This window comes from Microcoleus sp. AR_TQ3_B6, from assembly GCF_036702785.1.
GTDB lineage: Bacteria > Cyanobacteriota > Cyanobacteriia > Cyanobacteriales > Microcoleaceae > Microcoleus.
On record NZ_JAUBVJ010000027.1, the window covers coordinates 1 to 21,015 of the forward strand.

12 protein-coding genes and 2 pseudogenes are annotated in these 21,015 nt (G+C 42.0%); 5 read left to right on the forward strand and 9 right to left on the reverse strand.

The genetic code is table 11. The features are described 5' to 3' along the window. The first annotated feature begins 349 nt into the window (after nt 1-349). Nucleotides 350-1,617: pseudogene (locus QUB56_RS15180) on the forward strand (IS701 family transposase). 409 nt (nt 1,618-2,026) lie between these two features. Here QUB56_RS15180 and QUB56_RS15185 read toward each other — a convergent pair. Both QUB56_RS15185 and QUB56_RS15195 read right to left on the reverse strand, forming a co-directional pair. Next, a protein-coding gene (locus QUB56_RS15185) for an IS630 family transposase (protein WP_332956156.1) occupies nt 2,027-3,080 on the reverse strand; the annotation gives its coding sequence in 2 pieces (ribosomal slippage) (nt 2,027-2,686 and nt 2,688-3,080; 1,053 coding nt in all). 582 nt (nt 3,081-3,662) lie between these two features. Continuing rightward, nucleotides 3,663-4,780 (reverse strand): annotated as a pseudogene (locus tag QUB56_RS15195) (IS630 family transposase). A 1,460-nt stretch (nt 4,781-6,240) separates the two neighbouring features. Between QUB56_RS15195 and QUB56_RS15200 the strand changes: the two are divergent. Continuing rightward, nucleotides 6,241-7,077: a metallophosphoesterase gene (locus QUB56_RS15200; RefSeq protein WP_332956159.1), complete on the forward strand. Its 837-nt coding sequence runs from the start codon at nt 6,241-6,243 to the stop codon at nt 7,075-7,077. A 249-nt stretch (nt 7,078-7,326) separates the two neighbouring features. Here the strand turns inward: QUB56_RS15200 and rppA are convergent, their stop codons facing one another. From rppA to QUB56_RS15215, 3 genes are read right to left on the reverse strand one after another with little or no spacing between them, the layout of a single operon-like run. Next, a complete protein-coding gene (gene rppA, locus QUB56_RS15205) occupies nt 7,327-8,013 on the reverse strand; it encodes a two-component system response regulator RppA (protein ID WP_332956161.1) in 687 nt (228 codons plus the stop codon). A gap of 52 nt (nt 8,014-8,065) precedes the next feature. Continuing rightward, the gene (locus QUB56_RS15210; protein WP_332956162.1) at nt 8,066-8,716 is read right to left on the reverse strand and encodes a glutathione S-transferase family protein; all 651 of its coding nucleotides are present in this window, start codon (nt 8,714-8,716) and stop codon (nt 8,066-8,068) included. Between the two features lie 45 nt (nt 8,717-8,761). Next, the gene (locus QUB56_RS15215) at nt 8,762-8,935 is read right to left on the reverse strand and encodes a hypothetical protein (protein WP_332956164.1); all 174 of its coding nucleotides are present in this window, start codon (nt 8,933-8,935) and stop codon (nt 8,762-8,764) included. A 391-nt stretch (nt 8,936-9,326) separates the two neighbouring features. Here QUB56_RS15215 and hisG point away from each other — a divergent pair, with 391 nt between their 5' ends. Next, complete coding sequence (hisG, locus tag QUB56_RS15220) at nt 9,327-9,971, forward strand: ATP phosphoribosyltransferase (protein ID WP_332956167.1); 645 nt, start codon at nt 9,327-9,329, stop codon at nt 9,969-9,971. A 443-nt stretch (nt 9,972-10,414) separates the two neighbouring features. Here hisG and QUB56_RS15225 read toward each other — a convergent pair whose 3' ends face one another. The 4 genes from QUB56_RS15225 to QUB56_RS15240 form a co-directional block, all read right to left on the reverse strand. Further along, entirely contained in the window at nt 10,415-11,881 is a 1,467-nt protein-coding gene (locus tag QUB56_RS15225) for a response regulator (protein WP_332956168.1), read from the reverse strand. A 220-nt stretch (nt 11,882-12,101) separates the two neighbouring features. Beyond that, complete coding sequence (locus tag QUB56_RS15230; protein ID WP_332956170.1) at nt 12,102-14,315, reverse strand: ATP-binding protein; 2,214 nt, start codon at nt 14,313-14,315, stop codon at nt 12,102-12,104. A gap of 2,238 nt (nt 14,316-16,553) precedes the next feature. Next, nucleotides 16,554-17,267, reverse strand: coding sequence for a DUF1997 domain-containing protein (locus QUB56_RS15235; protein ID WP_332956172.1), 714 nt, complete (start codon nt 17,265-17,267; stop codon nt 16,554-16,556). A gap of 39 nt (nt 17,268-17,306) precedes the next feature. Then, nucleotides 17,307-18,581 carry a transposase gene (locus tag QUB56_RS15240; RefSeq protein WP_332956174.1) on the reverse strand — a complete coding sequence of 425 codons (1,275 nt, stop codon included), beginning with the start codon at nt 18,579-18,581 and terminating at the stop codon, nt 17,307-17,309. A gap of 256 nt (nt 18,582-18,837) precedes the next feature. Here QUB56_RS15240 and QUB56_RS15245 point away from each other — a divergent pair, with 256 nt between their 5' ends. Beyond that, nucleotides 18,838-19,497 carry an NAD(P)H-binding protein gene (locus tag QUB56_RS15245; protein WP_332956227.1) on the forward strand — a complete coding sequence of 220 codons (660 nt, stop codon included), beginning with the start codon at nt 18,838-18,840 and terminating at the stop codon, nt 19,495-19,497. A gap of 158 nt (nt 19,498-19,655) precedes the next feature. Beyond that, nucleotides 19,656-20,942 carry a glycoside hydrolase family protein gene (locus QUB56_RS15250; RefSeq protein ID WP_332956175.1) on the forward strand — a complete coding sequence of 429 codons (1,287 nt, stop codon included), beginning with the start codon at nt 19,656-19,658 and terminating at the stop codon, nt 20,940-20,942. Nucleotides 20,943-21,015 lie beyond the last annotated feature (73 nt).

Here is a 21,015-nt window from a genome sequence, read left to right on the forward strand (position 1 = left end):
GCTTTCATTTTTAATAATGTATGAAGTTTGGTACAAGTAAACGTGTTGTGAGGCAAGCATCGCGTGCTGTCAAAAAATCCTATTATGTGCGGTATCGCTTTCGCGTGGCTTTACTGAACCATTTAATTATAGTTCTTTTGAGCTGCTCTTCTCTGTTTAACCCTCACGAGTGAGTGTCAGTAACATGATACCTCATCTTTCTGAGAAAGGCTATATTTACTTCTTTTTAAAGTGTCAAATAATTTATTTTTTTCTTTAGTCTTTAGTGCTAACGGGACTTAAACAAAAAAAACGAGCTAAATAAGCTATAATGCTTGCATAGCAAGAATATAACGTTAAATAATGAGCGATGAAAGAGACCACCCCCGTCGCCATGCCCCCCTGCTTTGACCGATGGTGTCAAAGATTTGACAATATTTTTGGTCATATTGCCCAAAAACGGGAGTTTAGGAACTATTGAGGCGGATTATTGGGCGAAAGTGACCGAAAAAACCTTTCCCAGATGGCAGCAAACAGCGTCGGAGTGACTTACCACAAGTTACACCATTTTTTAAAGGAGGCACCGGGAGTCAGCAATGGAACTGAATCAACGCCGTCTAGAGGTAATGAATCAGTGCAGGCAAACCAAGATTAATCGAGGCTAAAGCCTGATCGTTGATGATTCAGGACACCGAAAAAGTGGTAATTTTACAGAAGTAGTGGGACGACAATATATTGGAGAAATTGGAAAAACAGAGAATGGGGTAGTTGCAGTTACTAGCCATCTATATGATGGCATCAAAAGTTTACCCTTAGATAGAAAATTATATCAAAAAGCCGACTCATTACCCAAAGGAAACGCTGACCCAGAATTTAAAAAGAAACCCGAAATAGCCAGAGACTTAATAGACCAAAGTTTAGCCAGAGGATATCAACCAGCGATAGTGCTAATTGATGCCGGGTAGGGAAATAATACAAGTTTTTTACAAGAAGTAGAGAAAAGAAAATTAAAATACATCGGAGGGATTGCCAAGAACCGTAAAGTAATAATTCAAAAAGTCGGCGATGAAAAAGAGGAAATTAGAGTAGATAATTTGGCTTCATCCTTGCCCTCTGATGCTTTCAGTAGAATTCAGCTATCCGTAGAAAAACCGAAAACAGTCTGGGTAGCAACAAGAGAAATTGAGTTGTCAAAGTTGACAGGCAAAAAAGTAATCGCGAGCGTCATGAATGCAGATACTTTCGAGCAAGCTAGTGATATTGATTATTTGATCGCTAATGTTGACTTATCTACAGCGACAGCGGAGTGGATAGTAAATACCTCTGCAAAAAGAAATTGGATTGAAGTTTTCTATCGGGAAGCAAAGGGATGGTTAGGGCTAAAAGAATATCAAGGAGCGAGATAAACGCAGCCTAAAAAGGCATTTGATTTTGGTGTTTTGTGCTTACAGTTTCATCCTCTGGCATACCTTAACCTGCGGATTAAGACGTAGGTGGGCAAATAAACCTTTAAACACCTTTACAGAAGCGCTGGAAGCGTTTAGGACAGCGATATCTTTTCGGTTTGTCAAATGGCTGAACGAAAATTGGGACGTATTCTCTGCTTACAAAGCTAGTTTAGGCTTTGTTTGGGCTTGAAATTTGTTTAAGTCCCGCTAATGCTGCTTGTTTATGAGCAATTATCACCTGATTCAATTCCTCATAAAGCATTTTTGTAACCTGAAATCTGCCTACTGTAACATTAGCATTCGGACAATTTTACTAATGGCTTATAATTTCCCATCCTATCTATACTTACTTATTTTATTCGATCTCATACTTTTTACCCCCCCTTTAAGCATCACTTTCTCTATCTATGACTGCTTTTTTTATGCAACTAACCCTATTGATCTATGTGTTTCTAGGTCGAATAAGACCACAATAAATTTTCCTGTTTCTTTCACTAAACTAATTTCATCTCTGACTAACTTACTTAAGTTTTATACATGGATAGGCAAGATTCTCTTAAGTAGGTCGGCGGGAAAATTCATAAGTATGTAACAAAATATTAAGTAGGGTGACTGGACTTGAATTTAATACGTTGTGTAGGGTAATTTCCTCTTTTTCCTCTAACTTCTACTCCATAAATTACGGCGTAGGCGAGTTCTAACTCATCATCAAACATTTGTCCGGCTAATTCATCTTCTTTAATGTGTTGCCACTCTAATTCAAGTGGGTTCATTTCGGAACAATATTTAGGCAAGAAAAAAATATATAAACCCTGACCTTCCCACTTTGACCACAACTGTTTAACCTCCTGACATCGGTGTATTAGACCGTTGTCTTGTACTATAATTCCAATCCGTTTCATTTGAGCCGCTTCTTCTGCTTCTTTCTCCATCATCTGAATATAAGCTTTTCGATCAACACCTCCAATTACCAAACCATATACAAAGCTACTTAAAGGTTCAAAAAGCCCCACAATACTTAATCTACAACCTCGCTTTTTAGTTTGTTGTATCCGTTTTTGCTCACCTTTTTTGTAATAGGTATAACTAGCTTTACTCCACGCACAAAATCCTGATTCATCTAAATATTTTAAGTCAATTTCTCCGGCTGCCGCTGCTAATTCCAGCATATATAGGTCTGATTCCTTTATTTCTCGTTCTTTCGAGTCTTGTTTTCCTTTATGACTGGGACTAGCTCTTTTCCAAATGATGCCCTTTTTTTAGTACCCGTCTTAGTCGGTCGGGACTTAATTTAATCGACCCCTCTTTTTCTAATTTATCAGCTAATTGAAAACTGTTATATGTACGTGGTTCTTTTTTTAAGCATTCTTCCAAAAACTCTATATCCTCTTCTTTCCATTTTGCTTTTACCCCTCGACCTGGTTTTTCCCAAAGGCTTTCTCTACCAAATTCTTCCCATTTATGTAAGACTGCTCTCACTGTTTGTGAAGCCCAGTTAAAGTGAGTAGCTATTTTATCAACATACCAGCCATGTGCATTTAACCTGATTACTTCTGCTCGATCTTTGACTTTTTGGGGTACCTTCGCACTTCTCAGATTAAATAGGGTTTTGTCTTGCTTTTGAGTCAGAAATACTCTTAATCGAGCGCCCATATATTAGTTACCCCACTATAGCTATACCTTTATTTATTTATCTTAACATAGTTGTGTTTTTTCTCGCCGACCTACTTAGTTACATATTTTACCATTGACCAACTACATCTTCTGTTAATTTATTATTTTTATTCCCGTTATTAATATCACTATGGCTAACTTGTTTAGTAATACTTTCGGCATATCTAGGGGTAAAGCTTTTCTTTTTTTCTACAAAATTTCAGGTTTCACTAAAAGGTTTTTGGCAATTTTCACACGGGAATCGGCGCCGATTTACTTTGAGAATTACTTCTTGGTCACGCTAAGGTAAATCTCTCACCATAATTCCTTGATTTTGATGAAGACGATGGCTGGCTTGACCACATCGTGGGCAAACTGCTGTTTTATTCTCCGATTTCACCGCGAAAATTAATGTTTCGCCTGTCTGTTTTTTATTTTATACTATGACCCCCCAGTAAATTTATATATTTGTCATTAACCTCTTTAGAGCTTATTCCTTTAAAACCTTTTTTTGAGCCTTTGACTAACATTTGAGCAGCGGTAAGTACGGAAGAGCCGCGAAACCTTCCTCCAACTAAGCTACTACGCAGCTAAACCGGATAAAATAGCATTGCCTTTATTTTTGATTTTTCTATCCCATTTAATAACCATTTCTCCTTCATTTAATAATCTATTTAACAATTCCGACAATTCTTCTACTGACTTAAACAGGCGATGTGCTATATATTCTTTCGCTGAATGCCCGACCAATTCAATCAAATTATAATCCGGGCTGTAAGCTGGCAAAAATTCTAAAATAATATAAGGTATTTCGGCTGATATTTTACTCAAAATGTCTTTCTTTTTATGAAAACTAGCATTATCTAGAATAATTACAATCTTAATTCCAGATTCGGCAAAATCTTCAGCTTGATTACCCAGTTCTCTCCATTCTTGAAGTAGCGAATTATTTAAGGCATTAATTTGCTCATAAAACGTATCAGAGTCTCCTTTTTTTATTACAAAATTTAACCTTTCTTTGTCATGATATCTCCACCCATTCATGAGATTTACTCTGCCTCTTATCCTTTGATCTGTGATCTTCTTTCGACGACCTTTTTTACCCCAAGTTTTTCTTCTTATCACTAGTAAACTAAATCCACTCTCACGCCCTTTACCATACCTGTAAAAGCTCTGGTGTTTGTTTAGTTATTCTTAAATACTCCGATAGCTTCTGTTTAAATGCTTCTCTTTCAATTGGATTTTGTTGATACTCTAAACTATATTTAGCCCAAATATAAACGTATTTTTTTTAGGTAGTATCCTGGATATTTGGAACTCAATTTAATTCCTGTGACTTTTTCTAAATATGTTGCTAATCGGGCTGCCGTCCATCTCCCAAATTCATATCCATATTCTTCCGGAGCTTTTTCGATTGTATTTATCAATATTTGTTCATACCCTGGAGTGACTTTGCGAAATTTTGCTGGGCTTCTTTTATCTAAAAAACTCTCCAAATTATCTGGGTCGCCATGAACTGACCAATAAGCTACTGTTGTGTAAGCAATCTCCATAAATTCACTAACTTCTCGATAAGTTTTTCCGTCATTTATTAGCAAGAAAATTAGAACCTTTTCCCTCACGTAATTATCGTCAGACTCTTTTATTAGTTTAATGAGTTTCTGTTTTTGATTTTGAGATAGATGGTTTTTGGCTGGCATACATTATAACTAACGATCGCTTATTTTATATTTATATTATACAATCTAGCTGCGTATCAGCTTAATCTCTCGATTTTCACGCTCTCCCCAGAGATAACTACAAATATCGTCTCCTTGAAGATGACACTCATCTCAAGCATACACAGCCAGCTTTGCCGGCTCTATAGCTGTTTGAAATACCTTTAATATTTGGCCAATTTTTTCATTATTTTTTTTGATGTCCTCTGTAGGTTTTTGCAGATTTCATCTATTTACTTTTTCTCAATTTAAGTGACTAGAGCGCCAAAATTTATAATAATTATTTCTAGACTAAATATAATCTCATAGGTTTCTATTAGATGTCTTTCCAATTCCGATATATTCCTTCTTGCTCGCGGATAAAGCCCGACCATTTTTTCGCTTTTTGTTGATCTGTTAAGTAGGTGTTTGACCCTTTATATCCTAATTTTAGGCCCGCTAATTCTCGCTGTTTATACTTTTTTCAGTTTGATAAATAAAACTTTTTGATACGGTTAATCTCTGTTTAATTCCTTGATAGTTCACCCCTAATAATCTTAATCTAACGGCTTCTCCTCTCTTCCCTTCTCTCACATCTCTATCGTTATCAACAAAATCTTGTAACTCAGCAAGCTTTCTTTGAGTTCCTGATTTTATTCAATTGACATCTCTTTATCTGGAAAACTAGGACTTTTATTTTCAGTCTATCATCCTTCCTTAAATTGTACAACTTATTTAGACGTGCTATAGTGCGATCGCCACTCTAGCGAACTGAGCGTTAGTTGGTAGTTATCAAACCATCGGAGCAAATCCTGTCGAAACTTTATTGAAGAGACGATAAAATTGAGTTGAGAACTCTAAAAATAAACAACTCTCAATACTTAATAAAGTAACCCAAAGAGACTCACACCCATGTCACAGGCTTATTTAGCAAGCTAAGCAGCATTTTAATGGTCTCTAAAGAAATAATCAAACAATGAGTGGGGTGGGTAAGCGAGCCCGCCCGCAATATGGAATTTAAATACACAACAGCTTATCTAATAAGTTGTTTTTAAGCTCTGAGCCAAATATTAACCTTATTTTTAATTCTGTTCTCGCTTTAACAATCAACTATCCTTCATTTAAAAGCTGATGTAATAAATACTCTGGCTCTTCAATTGATTTAAACATTGCCTTAGCAATATATTTTTTCATCGAAGGTCATGCACATTCAATTAAGTTATAGTCGCAGACTCTATTCGGCGAGTAATTTTCCAGAAAAATTGAGCAGGTGGATTTAATGGGTTTGAGGTAATTTTTTTTTACTTTTGGGTTCCACGACTTTAGCCATTAGTAATTAGTCAGCAATTAATAGTTATTAGTCAGATGACCGCATAAAAAGGGAAGAATATCTAATTTTGCAGTCTTGCCTGTTTATTTGCTAAGGTAGAGGTGGCGCTCTGTCATCAATAAACGTTAGATCTATGCACAGGTTATTAACTGGGAAACTGCGAGTAGAGTATTTAACTATACCGATCGCCAATCTTCCAGCAAATCTATCCGGTACTAAAATTGTACAGCTTACTGACTTTCACTATGACGGGGTGCGACTGTCGGAATGGTTGCTAGAAGAGGCGATTGCTGCGGCCAATGAAGCCGAACCAGACCTGATTTTTTTAACTGGCGACTTTATTACCTACGATCCCGCACCTATTTACGGTTTAGTGCAGCGATTGAAAAGCTTGCAAAGTCGGGCGGGAATTTACGCGGTTTTGGGCAATCACGACCACTATTTGCCAGGGGCAAAGAGAGAGGTTGCTAATGCTTTAAATAGCGTAGGGATTCGGGTTTTGTACAACGAAGCAATCTATCCTTTGGGGTCGCAATTGGCTTTAGTTGGGTTCGCAGATTTTTGGTCTGGCGATTTTGCGCCTAAACCTGTAATGGCATCAATAAATCCCGCTATTCCTCGGATTGTATTGTCTCACAATCCTGATACTGCTGAAAAGCTGCAAAATTGGCGGATTGATTTGCAGTTGTCTGGACACACTCACGGCGGTCAAATCGTTATTCCCGGTATCGGGCCTTTGTACGCTTGGGTCAGAAAAATTGGCTATTTCATTCCTAAACCAATCCGAAAGTTCATTCCTTTTGTGTCGGGTGGCAATCGAGTACTTACTCACTGGGAATGGGCTAGCGGTTTGCATTCGGTTGGGAGTAATTTGCTGTACGTGAATCGCGGTTTGGGAACTTATGAACCCGGGAGGCTATTTTGTCCGCCGGAGGTTACAGTAATTAGTTTGGTTTGTCAACATCCGTAAGGGCTGGTTTACGGCGTCAACTTTCCCGGAAACAGATAATATTTGTACAAAACTAGCCCGGGTTTTTCCGAAAGTAAATAAAGTTATATAGCCGTTCTCAAGCGTGGTGAGGTATGCCCGTGGGCCCTATGCCCACGGAGGCCTATGCGGACGGCCAGATAGTACCTCATCTTACTGAGAAAGGCTATATATGCCGAAGGTGAGGTCTGCATGGCTACCTAAAAGTGTTTTGGGCAATTCCTATTATTATTAGCTGGCTTGTCCAAAGCGATAGCCTCTGCCGTAGACAGTGTGAATTAGCACAGACTCGCCCGGGGCTTCTATTTTGCGCCGCAGCAGGCGAATTTGAGCTGCTAATACATTGCTGCTGGGTTTTTCTGCTTCACTCCACAAATATTGGTGGATTTGTTCGTGTGTTAGCAATTGACCGGGATGGCGCATTAAGTATTCTAATAACTGACATTCTTTTTCGGATAAGTCAATTGTGCGATCGCTCCGATAAGCTAATTGATTGTCGTAGTCTAGCTGTAAATCTGCCACTTGTAGCCGCCCGACAGCAACCTCAGCATCAAAAGTAGGAGGCCGCCGCAGCAATGCGCGGACTCTGGCTAGCAGTTCTCGCAGTTCAAAAGGTTTGACTAAATAGTCGTCTGCACCGGCGTCGAGTCCTTGTACTCGATCGTCTAGGGTATCTTTGGCGGTGAGAAATAGGACTGGCGTATTCCGTCCTTGCGATCGCAACTTCTGGCAAATTGCCAGTCCCGTTTGTCTCGGCAGCATCCAGTCCAAAATCAGCAAATCGTAATTGCCCTGCATTGCTAAATTACTGCCACTTGCTCCGTCAAATGCCACATCAACTGTATAACCTTCGCGGGTTAAAACTCGACTCAAAGGGTCAGTCAACTCAACTTCATCATCAACTAAAAGAATCCGCATCCTGATTTCAAATTTGAGATTTGAGATTTTAAGTTAAGTAAACTGATTTTTACTACATTTTCAAATGTGCAATACTTTCCGATTCGCTGCAAGCTGCTGCTACCCATTCCTGGATTGCAGGTAGTGCCAAAATTGCATCAGCATAAGCTTTTGTTTCTGAATCTAATTTGACTTCGTAGGTGACAAAACGCATGATAACGGGGGCAAACATAGCGTCAACAACTGTGAATTTTCCGAACAGCATATTGCCGCCTGTTCCGAATTTTTGGCGGCATTCGCGCCAAATGGCAAAGATGCGATCGATCTCTGCTTCTACAGCGGGAGTTATTCCTTCTCCCGGATAGCGGTTGCGGCAGTCCATCGGCATATTTTCGCGCAAATTTTGGAACCCCGCGTGCATTTCGGCACATATCGAACGGGCGATCGCCCGTTCTGCTACATCGGCCGGCCACAAATCATTAGCAAAGCGTTCTGCAACGTATTCGCAAATTGCTAAAGATTCCCACACTTTCAGCTCGCCGTCGATTAAAACTGGCACTTTTCCCGAGGGAGAATAGCGCCGAATTTCCTCATAGGTTGTCGGGCAGTATAAGGGGATTCTCACCTCGGCAAATTCTAGTCCAGCTTGTTTCATCGCCAGCCAAGGACGCAGGGACCAAGAGGAATAATTTTTGTTGCCGATTACCAGAGTCAATTTGGTCATATTTTAGCTGTCAGCTATTGGCAATCGCCGGTTAAATTTTAAGTTTTAGAGTTGAATACACAAAGGCGTGACACACCTCGGGCGATCCTCTTCGAGGGCTTCGCTAACGCGCGATCGCGCAGTTCTGTGCGCCAACCTCTGCAAGCATTTTACATTAACACCCTCCCAGCGTTCCGCCTTTTTCTGGAAACTTCGATCGCGGGGCTTGATGGAACACACTTGATTTCATATGGGATAAGAAGCCTCTGTCCCTGGCGATTCTGGCGTGGTTAGCAGTAGGTACGGCTACTGTATAGTTTATTTCCTCGACCTCTACACCACCCCCTGAGAGGATTTCATCTACTGTAAGTTTTTTTAGGGAATCCGGAGCTACACTGTGAAAATTTACGTCAACTTCTTGAGTATCAAACTCTTGATTGTTTTCTCTACTGACCGCCCCTTAAAAAAGTGACTAAATATAATATATACCCAAACAAACAATCGAGCAATACCAAAAATTTATTTTCCGCTATGAACTCTATGTGTTATTCTGAGTTTGGTAAAAGCTGTTTCTGCTTGTGCCGACCTCGCCCCCTTCCCAAACTGAGCAATTTACCCTCTAAAATTTGACATGATTACTGTGGCACTTCCCAAAGGCGGACTGTTAGGAGATAGCATTCGGCTGTTTAAATCGGTTGGATTAGACTTCAGTGCTTTTCTCGATTCCTCTAACCGACAACTTCAAATTTATGACCCTACCGGAACTGCTAAAGCTTTGCTAGTAAGGACGCACGACGTGCCGGTTTATGTGGAATACGGTCAAGCAGATTTGGGGATTGCTGGTTATGATGTTTTGCGGGAAAAAACTCCGAAAGTTGCCAATTTAATAGATTTAAAATTTGGCAAGTGTCGGCTGTCTGTGGCCGTGAAGGAATCTAGTTCTTATCGACGAACGGTGGATTTGCCTCCTCACGGTAGAGTTGCTTCTAAGTTCGTACACTGTGCAAGGGAATATTTTCACAATTTGAATTTGCCGGTGGAAATTGTGCCGCTTTACGGTTCTGTGGAGTTGGGGCCGATTACGGGTATGTCGGAGGCAATTGTGGATTTGGTTTCGACGGGCAAAACTTTGCGGGAAAATGGTTTGGTGGAAATTGATGTTTTGTTTGAAAGTTCGGCTTATTTAATCGGTCATCCTTTGAGTTACCGTTTGAATGCGGGGGGGGTTAATGAGTTGATCGGGAAGTTGAGAGAGCAAGTTTTGACGACTGTTTGATGGTCTAACATTAGAGTTTTATCATAAAACTAATTTAAAAAAGTCTTGCTACAACCCTCAATCTGATACCAATTATTAAAAGTACCCCTACAGATGCTCGCGTACTTTTCAGAATTGGTATTGATTCGTAGCCAGGACTTTAGCCGTTATTTGCGCTCAAAAAGAGGAGTGATATCAATTCCGGTTGCACAGGAATTATTGTTGACTGTTGACTGATGACTGTTGACTGTTGAAGGAGAGGTCGAAAAACTGAATGATAGTTGAGTATTGAATGTTGATGAGATTTTACAATTCCTCAGCTAGCGGAGTTGAAATGAAGTGCTCGCTACGAAGGGGATTACTTTAGCTTAGCTTTTATTTGCGCTCTCTTGAGAGGACTGGAGTCCTCACTACGAACCGATAGGATGGATCAAACTGAATTACTCACTACGAACAAGTTCTATTTAGCTCATTTCAGGGCGGCTACTTGTAGGTATCAAACCTAGTTTTTCCTGGCAGCGATTTATATAAAAACTGACGACTGTATCAGCAGGGTTTTGTTCGATTAGTTGCTGAAAATATCCCAAGGCGGCGACATATCTTTCGGATTGCCATCCTTGAATTCCTTTGTCAAATAAAACCTGGGTAAGCAGTTTTACCTTGGAGTCGGGACTGGAGGCGCTCCAGATTTCGTAGATTTCAATAGCTTGCTGCTTGCCGCGCGGGGTTACTCGATCGATCCAGCGATAGTAATAATTGTTGCTTGGCAAATCGCTGTCTGCTGCCGTCGCCCCAGAATTAGAAATAATAGTCTCCTGTGTTCCCACTTCCAAATCGCACTTTAATAATAGACTTTCTTTTGAGTTTGAGTTCGGACTTATGCCATTTAGAAATTCTCTCGCATGAACGAGCGCATTTTCGCTAACAATAATTTGGCAGCCGTATATTTTAGTTAAATTTTCTAACCTAGAAGCTGTATTGACTACATCGCCGATGACTGTAGAGTCCATGCGGCGATCGGAACCCAAAGTGCCGATCATGCCGATACCTGTGTTAATTCCAGTACCGATATTGAGTGGATTTTCTAAATTGTATTTTTGGCGGCTGGCATTAAATTTCTGCAAACTTTCTTGCATTGCTACTGCGGCTTCGATCGCATCCATAGCGTGAGAATTCGGCTTGTCAAATACTGACATGATTGCATCGCCTAGGTATTTGTCAATAAACCCGCCGTGGGACGTTATGCAATCGTTCATTTTAGTAAAAAAAGCGTTCAACCATTCAAAAGTCTCGCGAGCTTCTTGAGATTCTGCGATCGCAGTAAACCCGCGAATGTCGCAAAATAAAATAGTCAGCTCTTCTTCTGTGACATTGCCCAACTGAATAGATTCTATTCCTTGCGGCGCAATTCGTCCGAGAAGTTGCTCCGGCACAAATAGCTGAAATTTTTCTGAAAGATATTCGTTTGCCTCCCAAGCGGCGGCAATTTGGCGCTTGCTTTGCTCTTTCACTTGCTGGTTGAATTGGGAAGATACAGCTTGCGATCGCATTTGACTCAACTGCAAAATATTTTCAACTTTCGCCAGCAGCAAGCGACTGTTAAAAGGCTTTGTCAAATAATCATCTGCCATCATTTCTAACCCTCTGAGGCGAGAGGTATCGTCATCGAGGGCAGTCAAAAAAATTACCGGTACAGTTTGCAATGCCGTATCCTTCCGCAGGATCTCGCACACATCAAAACCGTTCATCTCCGGCATCATAATATCCAGTAAAATTAAATCAGGTCGAGATGCGCGGGCGAGGGAGAGCGCTTCAGCGCCAGATTGCGCCGATACTGTGGCGTATCCTTTCAGCTGCAATAACTCTTCAAGTAAAGTCAGATTAGCTGGCTCGTCATCAACCAACATGATGCAGGGCGACTTGTTTGACATGGAATATATATATTGAATTTAGCTCGGGACTTGCGCCTGGGGGACCTGGAAAACTGGTTAATTCCTATATTTCTCGTTACTAAACTCGATATTTTTCGTAGGAACCGGGTTTCTGAGGCAAGTGTGCGCAAGTCCTATAGATATTTATCTAGTATTGAGTTTAACCTTTCTTGTTATCAATTCTCATAAATGGCTGTGCTGGAACTGCAAATAATAATTGTTAGGTAAGAAAAGAACGGACAGTAGCGATCGTCAAATTCAAATCCAGCGGCTTGCTCAAATAAGCAGAAGCGCCCGCTTCCAAACATCGCTCGCAGTCACCGGGCATCGCCATCGCCGTCACCGCAATCATCGGTACCGAATCCCAGACAGGATCTGCTTTAATTCGGCGCATCAACTCAAAACCGTCAACATCCGGCAACTGAATGTCCATCAAAATCAAATCCGGCACCAACTCTGGGGCAGTAGAGGCGGCGAGAATACGATCGACCATAGCCGAACCATCCGCGAGTATCTCTACCCCGTACCCCTCCAATTCCATCACCTCAGAAATTAACATTTGGTTAAAAGGCTGGTCTTCGACAACCAAAACCCGCTTGCTGCCAATTGGTAAAGCAATGGCACAAGCAGGGATTAACTTGGAATCCAAGGCACAAGAAGCAAAGTTTCCCAACTGTTGACGCATCTCCGTCAAAGGCAGCCAAACGCGGAAAAGACTTCCCCGATCGCAAACCGATTGAAAAGAAACAGTTCCCCCGTGCAATTCTGCCAGACGCTTAGTCAAAGCCAAACCCAAACCTGTACCTTCGTGCCGCCTAGTCAGGGAAGAATCCACCTGTTGAAAAGGTCGAAATAGCAAGTGCCAGCGGTCTTGAGGAATGCCGATGCCGGAGTCTTTCACCTCAAAACAAAAATAAGGAGTGTTGGGATTTACAGGAGAACAATCCGGCCGGTAGTCGCCCTTTATTTCACTGCCGTAGACGAGACGCCCGCTGAGTTTTACTTGTCCCTGTTCTGGGGTAAATTTGATGGCATTGGAAAGTAAATTAATTACAATTTGTCGCACTCGCCGTTCGTCGAGCAAAACTTTAGTAATGCGGTAGTCTAGTTCTAAAGACAAAGCTATCCGCTTTTTGTCTGCCCGTGGCTGCATCATTTTCAGACAGTCTGTCGCCAGATCGTGAACGCGAACCGGCTGTAAATTGAGTTCTACTTTCCCCGCTTCAATTTTAGAAAGGTCTAGAATATCGTTGATTAGCTGCAACAAGTGCTGGCCGCTTTTTTCTATCAGTTCTACATAGTTGATTTGTCGATCGCTCAACTGTCCTGCCGTTTGCCGCAGCAGCAAGTCAGAAAAGCCGAGAATACTGTTGAGAGGCGTCCGCAATTCGTGGGACATCGAGGCTAAAAACTCGGATTTCAACTGAGAAGAATACTCTAATTCTTCGTTAACTTGGCGCAGGTTCTCTTGTGTCTGAGCCCGCTCGATCGCCGCCCCCAGAGTCCGGCAAGCAGCCTCCAGCACTTCTTTGTGGAGGGGGGCTTGCAGTTTTTTGACGTTGCGGGACTCCAGCGTCAGCACTCCGATGATCGTGCCGTTGGTAGCTGCGATCGGAAAAATCCCCAGTTGTCCGATTCCCGGATGCCGAAATTCCGGCACGGCATTGGGATTTTGGGGATAATCCTCGATAAACAAAGGTTTACCTGTTTTCACCACTTCCCACAGCAAACCCATGCCGTAGGGAATGCCTTTGTCGAGGAATTCTTGCATTCCTGCGGTTACGGGTTCCCCGTAAGTAGCCAGAAATTGACTAGAAATTTGGTTGCAAATTGCCCTCGCTTGCCGGTCGTTTCCTTTGCCGTTAATCACCTTGACATCTCCGAAAGCTGCATTCATTGCCTCTACCAGATAGGTGAGGGCAAACTGACCTATTTCTTGCAAACTGTCAGAGTTTTGCAGGCGTTCGGTTAAACCTAAAAGAAATCTCAGCCGCCTGACTTCTGCGTTCAAGCTAGCTTGGGAGTTTTGGTATACCGTAACGTCTCGAAAGGTAAACAGCCGTCCGCCACTCTTGGTAATCGTGGCGCACACTTCCAAACAAACCGCATTGGATTGCTCGAAATAAAATGATAAACTTTCATCCTCAGATGTTTCCAGTGCTTGCTGAAACTCTTGCCACTGCTGAACGGACAAGTAACCCCGATCGACAATTTCCGCAAACACCAAGTGGCACTTCGGCTTTGTTGCCAGCCATTCTGGGGACAGTCCCCAGGTTTGGGCCAATTTGTTGTTAAACAAAACTAAGCAGTCATACGAGTCGAACAGAGCGATCGCATTGTCCACTTGATTGAGAATCAGTTCTTGGTCTGGGCTCAACTGCTGCCAGTCTATCTCCATTTTCTTTGTGTCTGTAGCTCTTAGTTTTGTTGTCATAACTTTCTACGGATATGGCAAGAGTTCTTTGATAACTCTTTACTTACTGTTACATAATTTTACGTTCTTGGGCAGTGAGGGCGATCGATCGGCCTTGTGATCTGAGACACTTGCTGGTTTTGGAGGGCGATCGGAGCGGGTTTTAGAGTTACATCAGCTACCCTGCTTGATTATAAGGCAATAAGGGGGGAAAGCCTCATGTAGAGAAGGATAATCTTTTAATAAGAATGCTGTCGAAGTTAATGGCATCCGATTTGAAATAATTATGCCCGAAATAGTGTTCGTTCTGCCCATAGCAAAAGCTAAACTAGGTAATAATACATCTGTACACTTAGGTCTTCGGATTACCCACCATACGTCAAACCCCTATTGTTTTAGCTTTTAGAGACCCTTGATTCCATAAACTATAGCAGACGGTAAAAATATTAATGGCGGTCACCAGCCTGACCTCTATTTACCCCCAGAGAAATCAAATTTTCATCTAACTAAGCCGGGAAAGTCTGTGACGTTTTCTCAGCCCGCTCATTTTTCTTGACCGCGAAAATATCCCCCTCGAAGAAAGGACGACAGAAATTTAGTATTATCGCTACCTTTTACCAGCTCTATATTTTTTATATTTCAGCTAATTAACCTAGGAAATTATTCTATTCTGTTCAATTATGAAATCACTAATAAAAAAGTCAAATACTATCATAATTTGATGGATGAGGAATGGTTTAATGCCATGTGGACAGGGCAAGTATTTACCCCTTATGTAGATGTTTACCTAGTGGATGCACAAAGTTAAATTGAATTTGATTAAGTATTTGCACTTGATAATATCCGTGTTTCGACTGCATCATGCAAAAAGTGCGATCGACTACAATTACATCAGGTCAAAAGTGCGATAGACCTTACACATCACATAAAAAGCGCGATCGACCTTTCGGCTTGTATCACACATTTAAGTAAAAATACTTACATAAAACACTTAGACTCAGTTGAGCAAGATTAGAGACGAAATTGTATTTTGTGCCGCTGTCGAATCACCAATTTTCTAGTCGATCGCATAGGATTTATAATCCTAGCCAACAATCACTTTTGAAAATTGTGTGAAGTTAAAAGAGTCTCTTGTAAAAAATCTGTAAACTTAACTTCACTCTACCTACATATAAATACCCGCTTGAGCATAAAGAAAGCGATTTAATGTCAACCTCAAAAACTTCAAGAAATACACTCAGACTGTACTAAAATAATTTTGATAGCCTGTGCGTAATCGAAATTTATTCTAGCCGTTAATTCAGGTAAATAAAAAATTACAAAGCTTAACAATGCTGTCTATTTTGTTCAGCGAGCTTTTCACTAGATACATTTGTGGCATCGCTATCAATCTATTCATTAATTATCAGGCACATCAGGAGGACTTATGAACTACTGGAACCTTACGGTGAAAAACATTAGTTCAACAGACGTGATTGCCGACAACCATCAAAGCTAGCTAGCAATCAGTTTTGTATCAGTTGCTATCAAACAATTGACCCAATTCCCCCCTGGGAGCTGAAGTCGGAGTTTGTGGCAGCGACTAAAAAAGAAATGGTCTCTCAACATCACCTATCAGAGCGTTTAAAACTGCAATTATCCTACGGTTATCCGCCTGGTAGATAGCGGAATATACCTGAAAATTATTGGTCAAATCCTTCGTCTTATTGATCGAGTTTTGGGCAGGCTCGGAATGATTGCCAGCCTTTTAACTGGCAAAAACAGACTATAAAACAAGTCATGTTTAGCCGTTCCCCGATGTGGGAACTCTCAGCGCGAGGTATCAAAAAACGCCCGCTATTTGGATGGTAATTTGACGGTTTTGGCATTGCCTATCCCTACATCAGAAATCCTCAAGTAACTCCTAGAAAAGTTGAGAGAGGGCGGACACGCACCATTCACCTGCCCTACCCTAAATCGGTTTGTTGGTGCTTCACTTACTTGAAAAAGTGCTGTATTATTGTTAGGTTACGGTTAGTAAAAATTAGGGGTTTGCGAGTTTGCCTTGCTGGGGGCTTAGTAGACCTCTTGCATAAGTCATTGCTTGATACAAAAACCGCAGATGTAAGGCAGATAAACACAGATTAACGCAGATAATTGAGGGAATTGAAAGCGATTTTTGTAAGAGGTATAGTCCGGGGAAGGCGGAAAGAAAGCTGGTAAAATAGGGTAGGGTGCGCACTGCGCACCCTACAAATCTGAGTTGGGGTGCAAGTCTTGTTAATGTTTATTAGGATTTTTTGGAAAAGGAATGCCCAAACTTTCGTGAAAAACAAGCTGAGTTTTATAAGTCAAGCGCCGGTTAACTTGTTTGATAATTTTTTCCAAAAGCGCATTGCCGGTTTTTTCTATCAAAGGCTGAGACATCGATCGAATAAACTTGGGAAAGCAAACTCCCACAGCCAAATCTAGCTTCCACGTAGCACTGGTAATCGCAGGCGGCAGCTTAGCACGTTCCGCACTCGGCCAATCGGCGGCAAACTCCACAGAGCGGATCTCCACTAGCTTCATTGCCGATCGAAAATCTACTTCATACCCGGGCGAGGTATAATTCGGAACCGGAATAGTTTTAATCCAATAGCAGCCTTCAGCGTCAGGCGGCAGCAACTCTAAACCAATTCTCGCTTCAACGCGGTAGCCAAAAGCCCCAAAACGGCCGATTAATAAATCATAGCCGTTTTCGCCGATCGGCTCGGCCTTCATCGGCGAAGCGCAATGGCAAAACCAATTCTTGTGGTTGTTCAAATGCTTCGCCACCGTCTCCGCATCGGCGTACATCTCCATGCTGTCTTCAAAATGCGTGTGAAACCAAATCGGCTCAACTTCCTCTCCTGCATCCGCGCTTTGACTTTGGGGCTGTTGGAAACTCCCATCTGGGTAGTAATTTTCCTCAGAAGCTTCAACAGTTTGATATTCAGCGGGATCCTGCTTCATCGTCTGCTCTCCTGTTATAGCTAGTAAAAGTATAGTCATTTATCGCATGACATGGGAGGCATTAAGTCCCTCCCCTTTCGCTTGTACTTTGAGCGGATTGACCCGCCTCGGCTGAACTACGCAGCTCCCTATCCCATTACTAAACGCATTTGGGATTGCTTTTCTCAGAATATTGTAAGCACCGTTAACATCGGAATTGATTAATTGACCGACCGATGTTTTGTACAATCCTCTCTTGATTCGCTTGCCACTAAATATGACATCATTGCCAGTCTGTCCATAAACAGGGATTGGGTCTAAATTGAGAAAACTTGATTGAGAAGTATAAGATTCTTCTTGCTGTAGCACCTTAACCCCAACTAATTGAGCTTTGTATTCCAACATCTCAATTAGTCGAGCATGAGGAACGTTGACAAAGTTTTGATTAGTTTGCTTCCCTAAGTTGCTCTCGTTTTTCCATTGTACATTTTTGCCAATTACTAGCGTCTCAATTTGTTTGGCGACAAGAAGATCAACGATCTTGCGACTGGTATGGTGCAAATAGTTATCGACTTTTTGATTGCGACAACGAGTTAAACGCTGAATGCGGGATGAGGTCTTGCGACCTCTTTTCAACTGAGATTGTAACTGTGCTTTACGTTTGTTGTAGAACTGATTAATTGATTTCAATGGTCGCCCGTTAATCAGGAGAGGGGTAAAACCTGGCTGATTTGAAGTTAACGCCACTAAATTATTCAGTCCTAAATCAATACTAGCTACGAAGTTTTTTGGGTTTTCATCAAGGGTGGACTCCGGTTCATTATAGATTACCTCGATTACATAAGAATCGCATTTAGGAACCAGTCTAACTTGGCAAACCCGCTCGGGTTTTACCTTAGTTTTTATTGAGATTTCCGTACCCGAAAGCTTGATGATTCCTTTTTTCAATTGCTTGCTACTAACAGCCTGAATCGTATAGACGAGGATATTCCGTCCTTTGATTTTATCTTTGTACTTCGGTAGTTTTGGGCTAGCAGTGAATTTAGTGGGCTGCGTTTTGTAAGCTTTTACCGCCTCAAAAAAAGATTTCCAATTTTTGTCCAATATCATCAATACTTGTTGACTAACCTTGGCTGGCAAGTCTTTGTATGCTTGATGAGACTTCATCAAACCGTTCATTTCGTTGTAATTAATGTAACCCCATCCATAGATAAAACTCTGACGAATTACGTAATTAGCAGCATTGTAGAGATTTTTGGATTGAAAAGCTAATTTATCAATCTCAACGAAACGGTGTTCCGTAGATTTAATGATGTGCCTCTCTGCTAGTTGCATTCAGACTCTCCATTTTTTAACGAGCGCAATAATTCTTTCAGTTGAGCCTCCTGACTATAGGATACTACCATTGTTTATTGATGCTTAGAATCTTAATGAAGTTTTATAATACCTTGCTTTCATAGTTTTCGTTTTCTGTTTCTAGATTATACTACAGGATTGAGAGGGCAAGCGACAACAATTCACAGAAAGTAAAGCCCAGGATTTCCCAAGTAAAGCCGTCCTAAAAGGACGGGGTTTCAAACCCATTTTTATGATGAAAGCATTTGTAGCAGGAGCCACAGGCCAGACTGGCCGCCGAATTGTCGCAGAATTGGTCAAGCGAGGCATTCCCGTGCGCGCTTTAGTGCGAAATCTAGACACAGCTAGGCAAATTTTACCACCGGAGGTAGAGTTAGTGATTGGGGATGTATTAAATGCGACTTCTCTGGGCGATGCCCTCGGCGACAGTACGGTGTTGCTGTGCGCGACAGGGGCAGCCCCTGGTTTTGACCCGACAGCGCCTTACAAGGTGGATTTTGAGGGTACTAAAAATTTGGTGGATGCAGCTAAGGCTAAGGGAATTGAGCATTTTGTACTCGTGACTTCTCTGTGCGTCTCTAACTTTTTTCACCCGCTGAATTTGTTCTGGCTGATTCTGGTTTGGAAAAAGCAAGCCGAGGAGTATTTGCAAAAAAGTGGCTTGATTTATACCATTGTCCGTCCCGGCGGACTCAAAAATGAGGATAATTCAGATGCGATCGTCATGAGGAGTGCGGACACACTGTTTGACAGCAGCATTTCCCGCACTAAGGTAGCCCAAGTGTGCGTGGAAGCGCTGTTTCTGCCGAATTCTCGCAACAAGGTTGTGGAAATTGTCGCTAAGTCGGAGGCTCCGCAAAAGAGTTTTGAGGAGTTGTTTGCTGCTGTAATTTGATTGAATTAGACTAGCTTGGGTTCGGTGCGTCAGACAAAAAACACTTTGATGTGGGTCAAAGATTGGGGCTGACGCACCCTATACCAATTTTCCGATCGCCACATCTGGCAAAATCTTAATAGTTTTACTATTCGCCGTTGAAATTTCCCTTTCTCAGCATGAAAACTCTCAAGTGGCCAGCTTGGTTCCCCTATCCGATTTCGTGGTTAAGGGCATTTGCTCTCGCTCAGAGTTTTAGTTTTGTCCTTCGCAGGGGCATTCCTTTTGTCAGCGACGATATCGGCTTTCTGACTCTACTGCTGGCGGCTTGGCTGATTCAGTTGCCTGTGTTTTTTATTTGTCACTTTTTAGCCGTCAAAATCTTAAATCCCTTACTAATTATGGTGCTGGGCGGCTTTGGCGTTGCGCGCAAGTTCCAGGGCCGGCACACTGGTGTTCGATCGCACTTGCGAGAAGGATTGAATGCTTTAGTAGTGCTTTTTTTTGCATTTAATCTGTCGCTGCTGGTGCAAATGGCTATTTTTTATTGGCCGGCGCGAGCGCTCAATCCGGCTCAGTTACTAACAGGAATATCTACTCTGACAAATGTTGCGATTGCTGGTGAATTCGATTTCTGGCTCATCAAATTGGCAGGGGCTTTATCGAGTTTAACGCTGTTAGCCGCGCCGCTATATCAATACGATTTTCGGGTGCGCCGGATGCGGGCGGCTCGGAAATTAGCCGAAATTGCCGAAATGGAAATGAGTTGGCTAGAAGCTGAGAAAGTGGCCCGTCGAAAAAGGGGTTTGCTGAGGCGATCGGAAATTCAAATCCTCGGATTTCTACTTTTAATCGGGGCTGTGATTGGTGGCGGTGTTTTTTTGGTTGCCCGTTTGCCTGCAAATCAGCAGTTGTTGCAGTCGGTAAGCGGGGTGAGAAAAGTGCCGCCGCTGGCTATGAAAACCGGCGATCCTTACCTTCGAGCTCTGATGCGTACTATTTCTGCTAGCGAGTCGAATGTTTCTCGGCCTTATCACGTTGTTTACGGTGGCAAATATATATTAGATTTGAGCCGCCATCCTGACTGGTGCGTGAAAATTGTTAATGGCCCGAATCGGGGCAAGTGTACTACCGCAGCGGGCAGGTATCAATTTCTGACTACCACTTGGAAGGAGAAGGCTAAGCGCTATCGGGCTCGTCCAGCTAATTTTTTATTCTGGGAAGATTACAGTTTTGAACCCGAAGATCAGGATGCTGTGGTTTATGCTTGGTTGAGCGATCGCAAGTTTTGGAAAGCTGATATTCCTCAGATGTTGCGGCAGGAAAGATTAACTGAAGTATTGCGGATGCTTTCGGGAACTTGGACGAGTTTGGGATATGGAATTGAGAACAATTCTATGAGTTCTAGTTTGCCGAAAGTCTACCGGGAAATGCTACGGGAAGAATTGGCCAATGCTCGTTCTTAGGAAGTTAACTGTTGGCTGTTGACGGTTGACTGATGACTAATGACCAAGAATTTTAAAGGTGGTACAAGCCCCC

Bases quoted from the DNA above. Each gene is read 5' to 3' on its own strand.
- QUB56_RS15200 (WP_332956159.1), top strand. From the start codon at position 6,241: ATGCACAGGTTATTAACTGGGAAACTGCGAGTAGAGTATTTAACTATA.
- rppA (WP_332956161.1), bottom strand. From the start codon at position 8,013: ATGCGGATTCTTTTAGTTGATGATGAAGTTGAGTTGACTGACCCTTTG.
- QUB56_RS15210 (WP_332956162.1), bottom strand. From the start codon at position 8,716: ATGACCAAATTGACTCTGGTAATCGGCAACAAAAATTATTCCTCTTGG.
- hisG (WP_332956167.1), top strand. From the start codon at position 9,327: ATGATTACTGTGGCACTTCCCAAAGGCGGACTGTTAGGAGATAGCATT.
- QUB56_RS15225 (WP_332956168.1), bottom strand. From the start codon at position 11,881: ATGTCAAACAAGTCGCCCTGCATCATGTTGGTTGATGACGAGCCAGCT.
- QUB56_RS15230 (WP_332956170.1), bottom strand. From the start codon at position 14,315: ATGACAACAAAACTAAGAGCTACAGACACAAAGAAAATGGAGATAGAC.
- QUB56_RS15235 (WP_332956172.1), bottom strand. From the start codon at position 17,267: ATGAAGCAGGATCCCGCTGAATATCAAACTGTTGAAGCTTCTGAGGAA.
- QUB56_RS15240 (WP_332956174.1), bottom strand. From the start codon at position 18,581: ATGCAACTAGCAGAGAGGCACATCATTAAATCTACGGAACACCGTTTC.
- QUB56_RS15245 (WP_332956227.1), top strand. From the start codon at position 18,838: ATGAAAGCATTTGTAGCAGGAGCCACAGGCCAGACTGGCCGCCGAATT.
- QUB56_RS15250 (WP_332956175.1), top strand. From the start codon at position 19,656: ATGAAAACTCTCAAGTGGCCAGCTTGGTTCCCCTATCCGATTTCGTGG.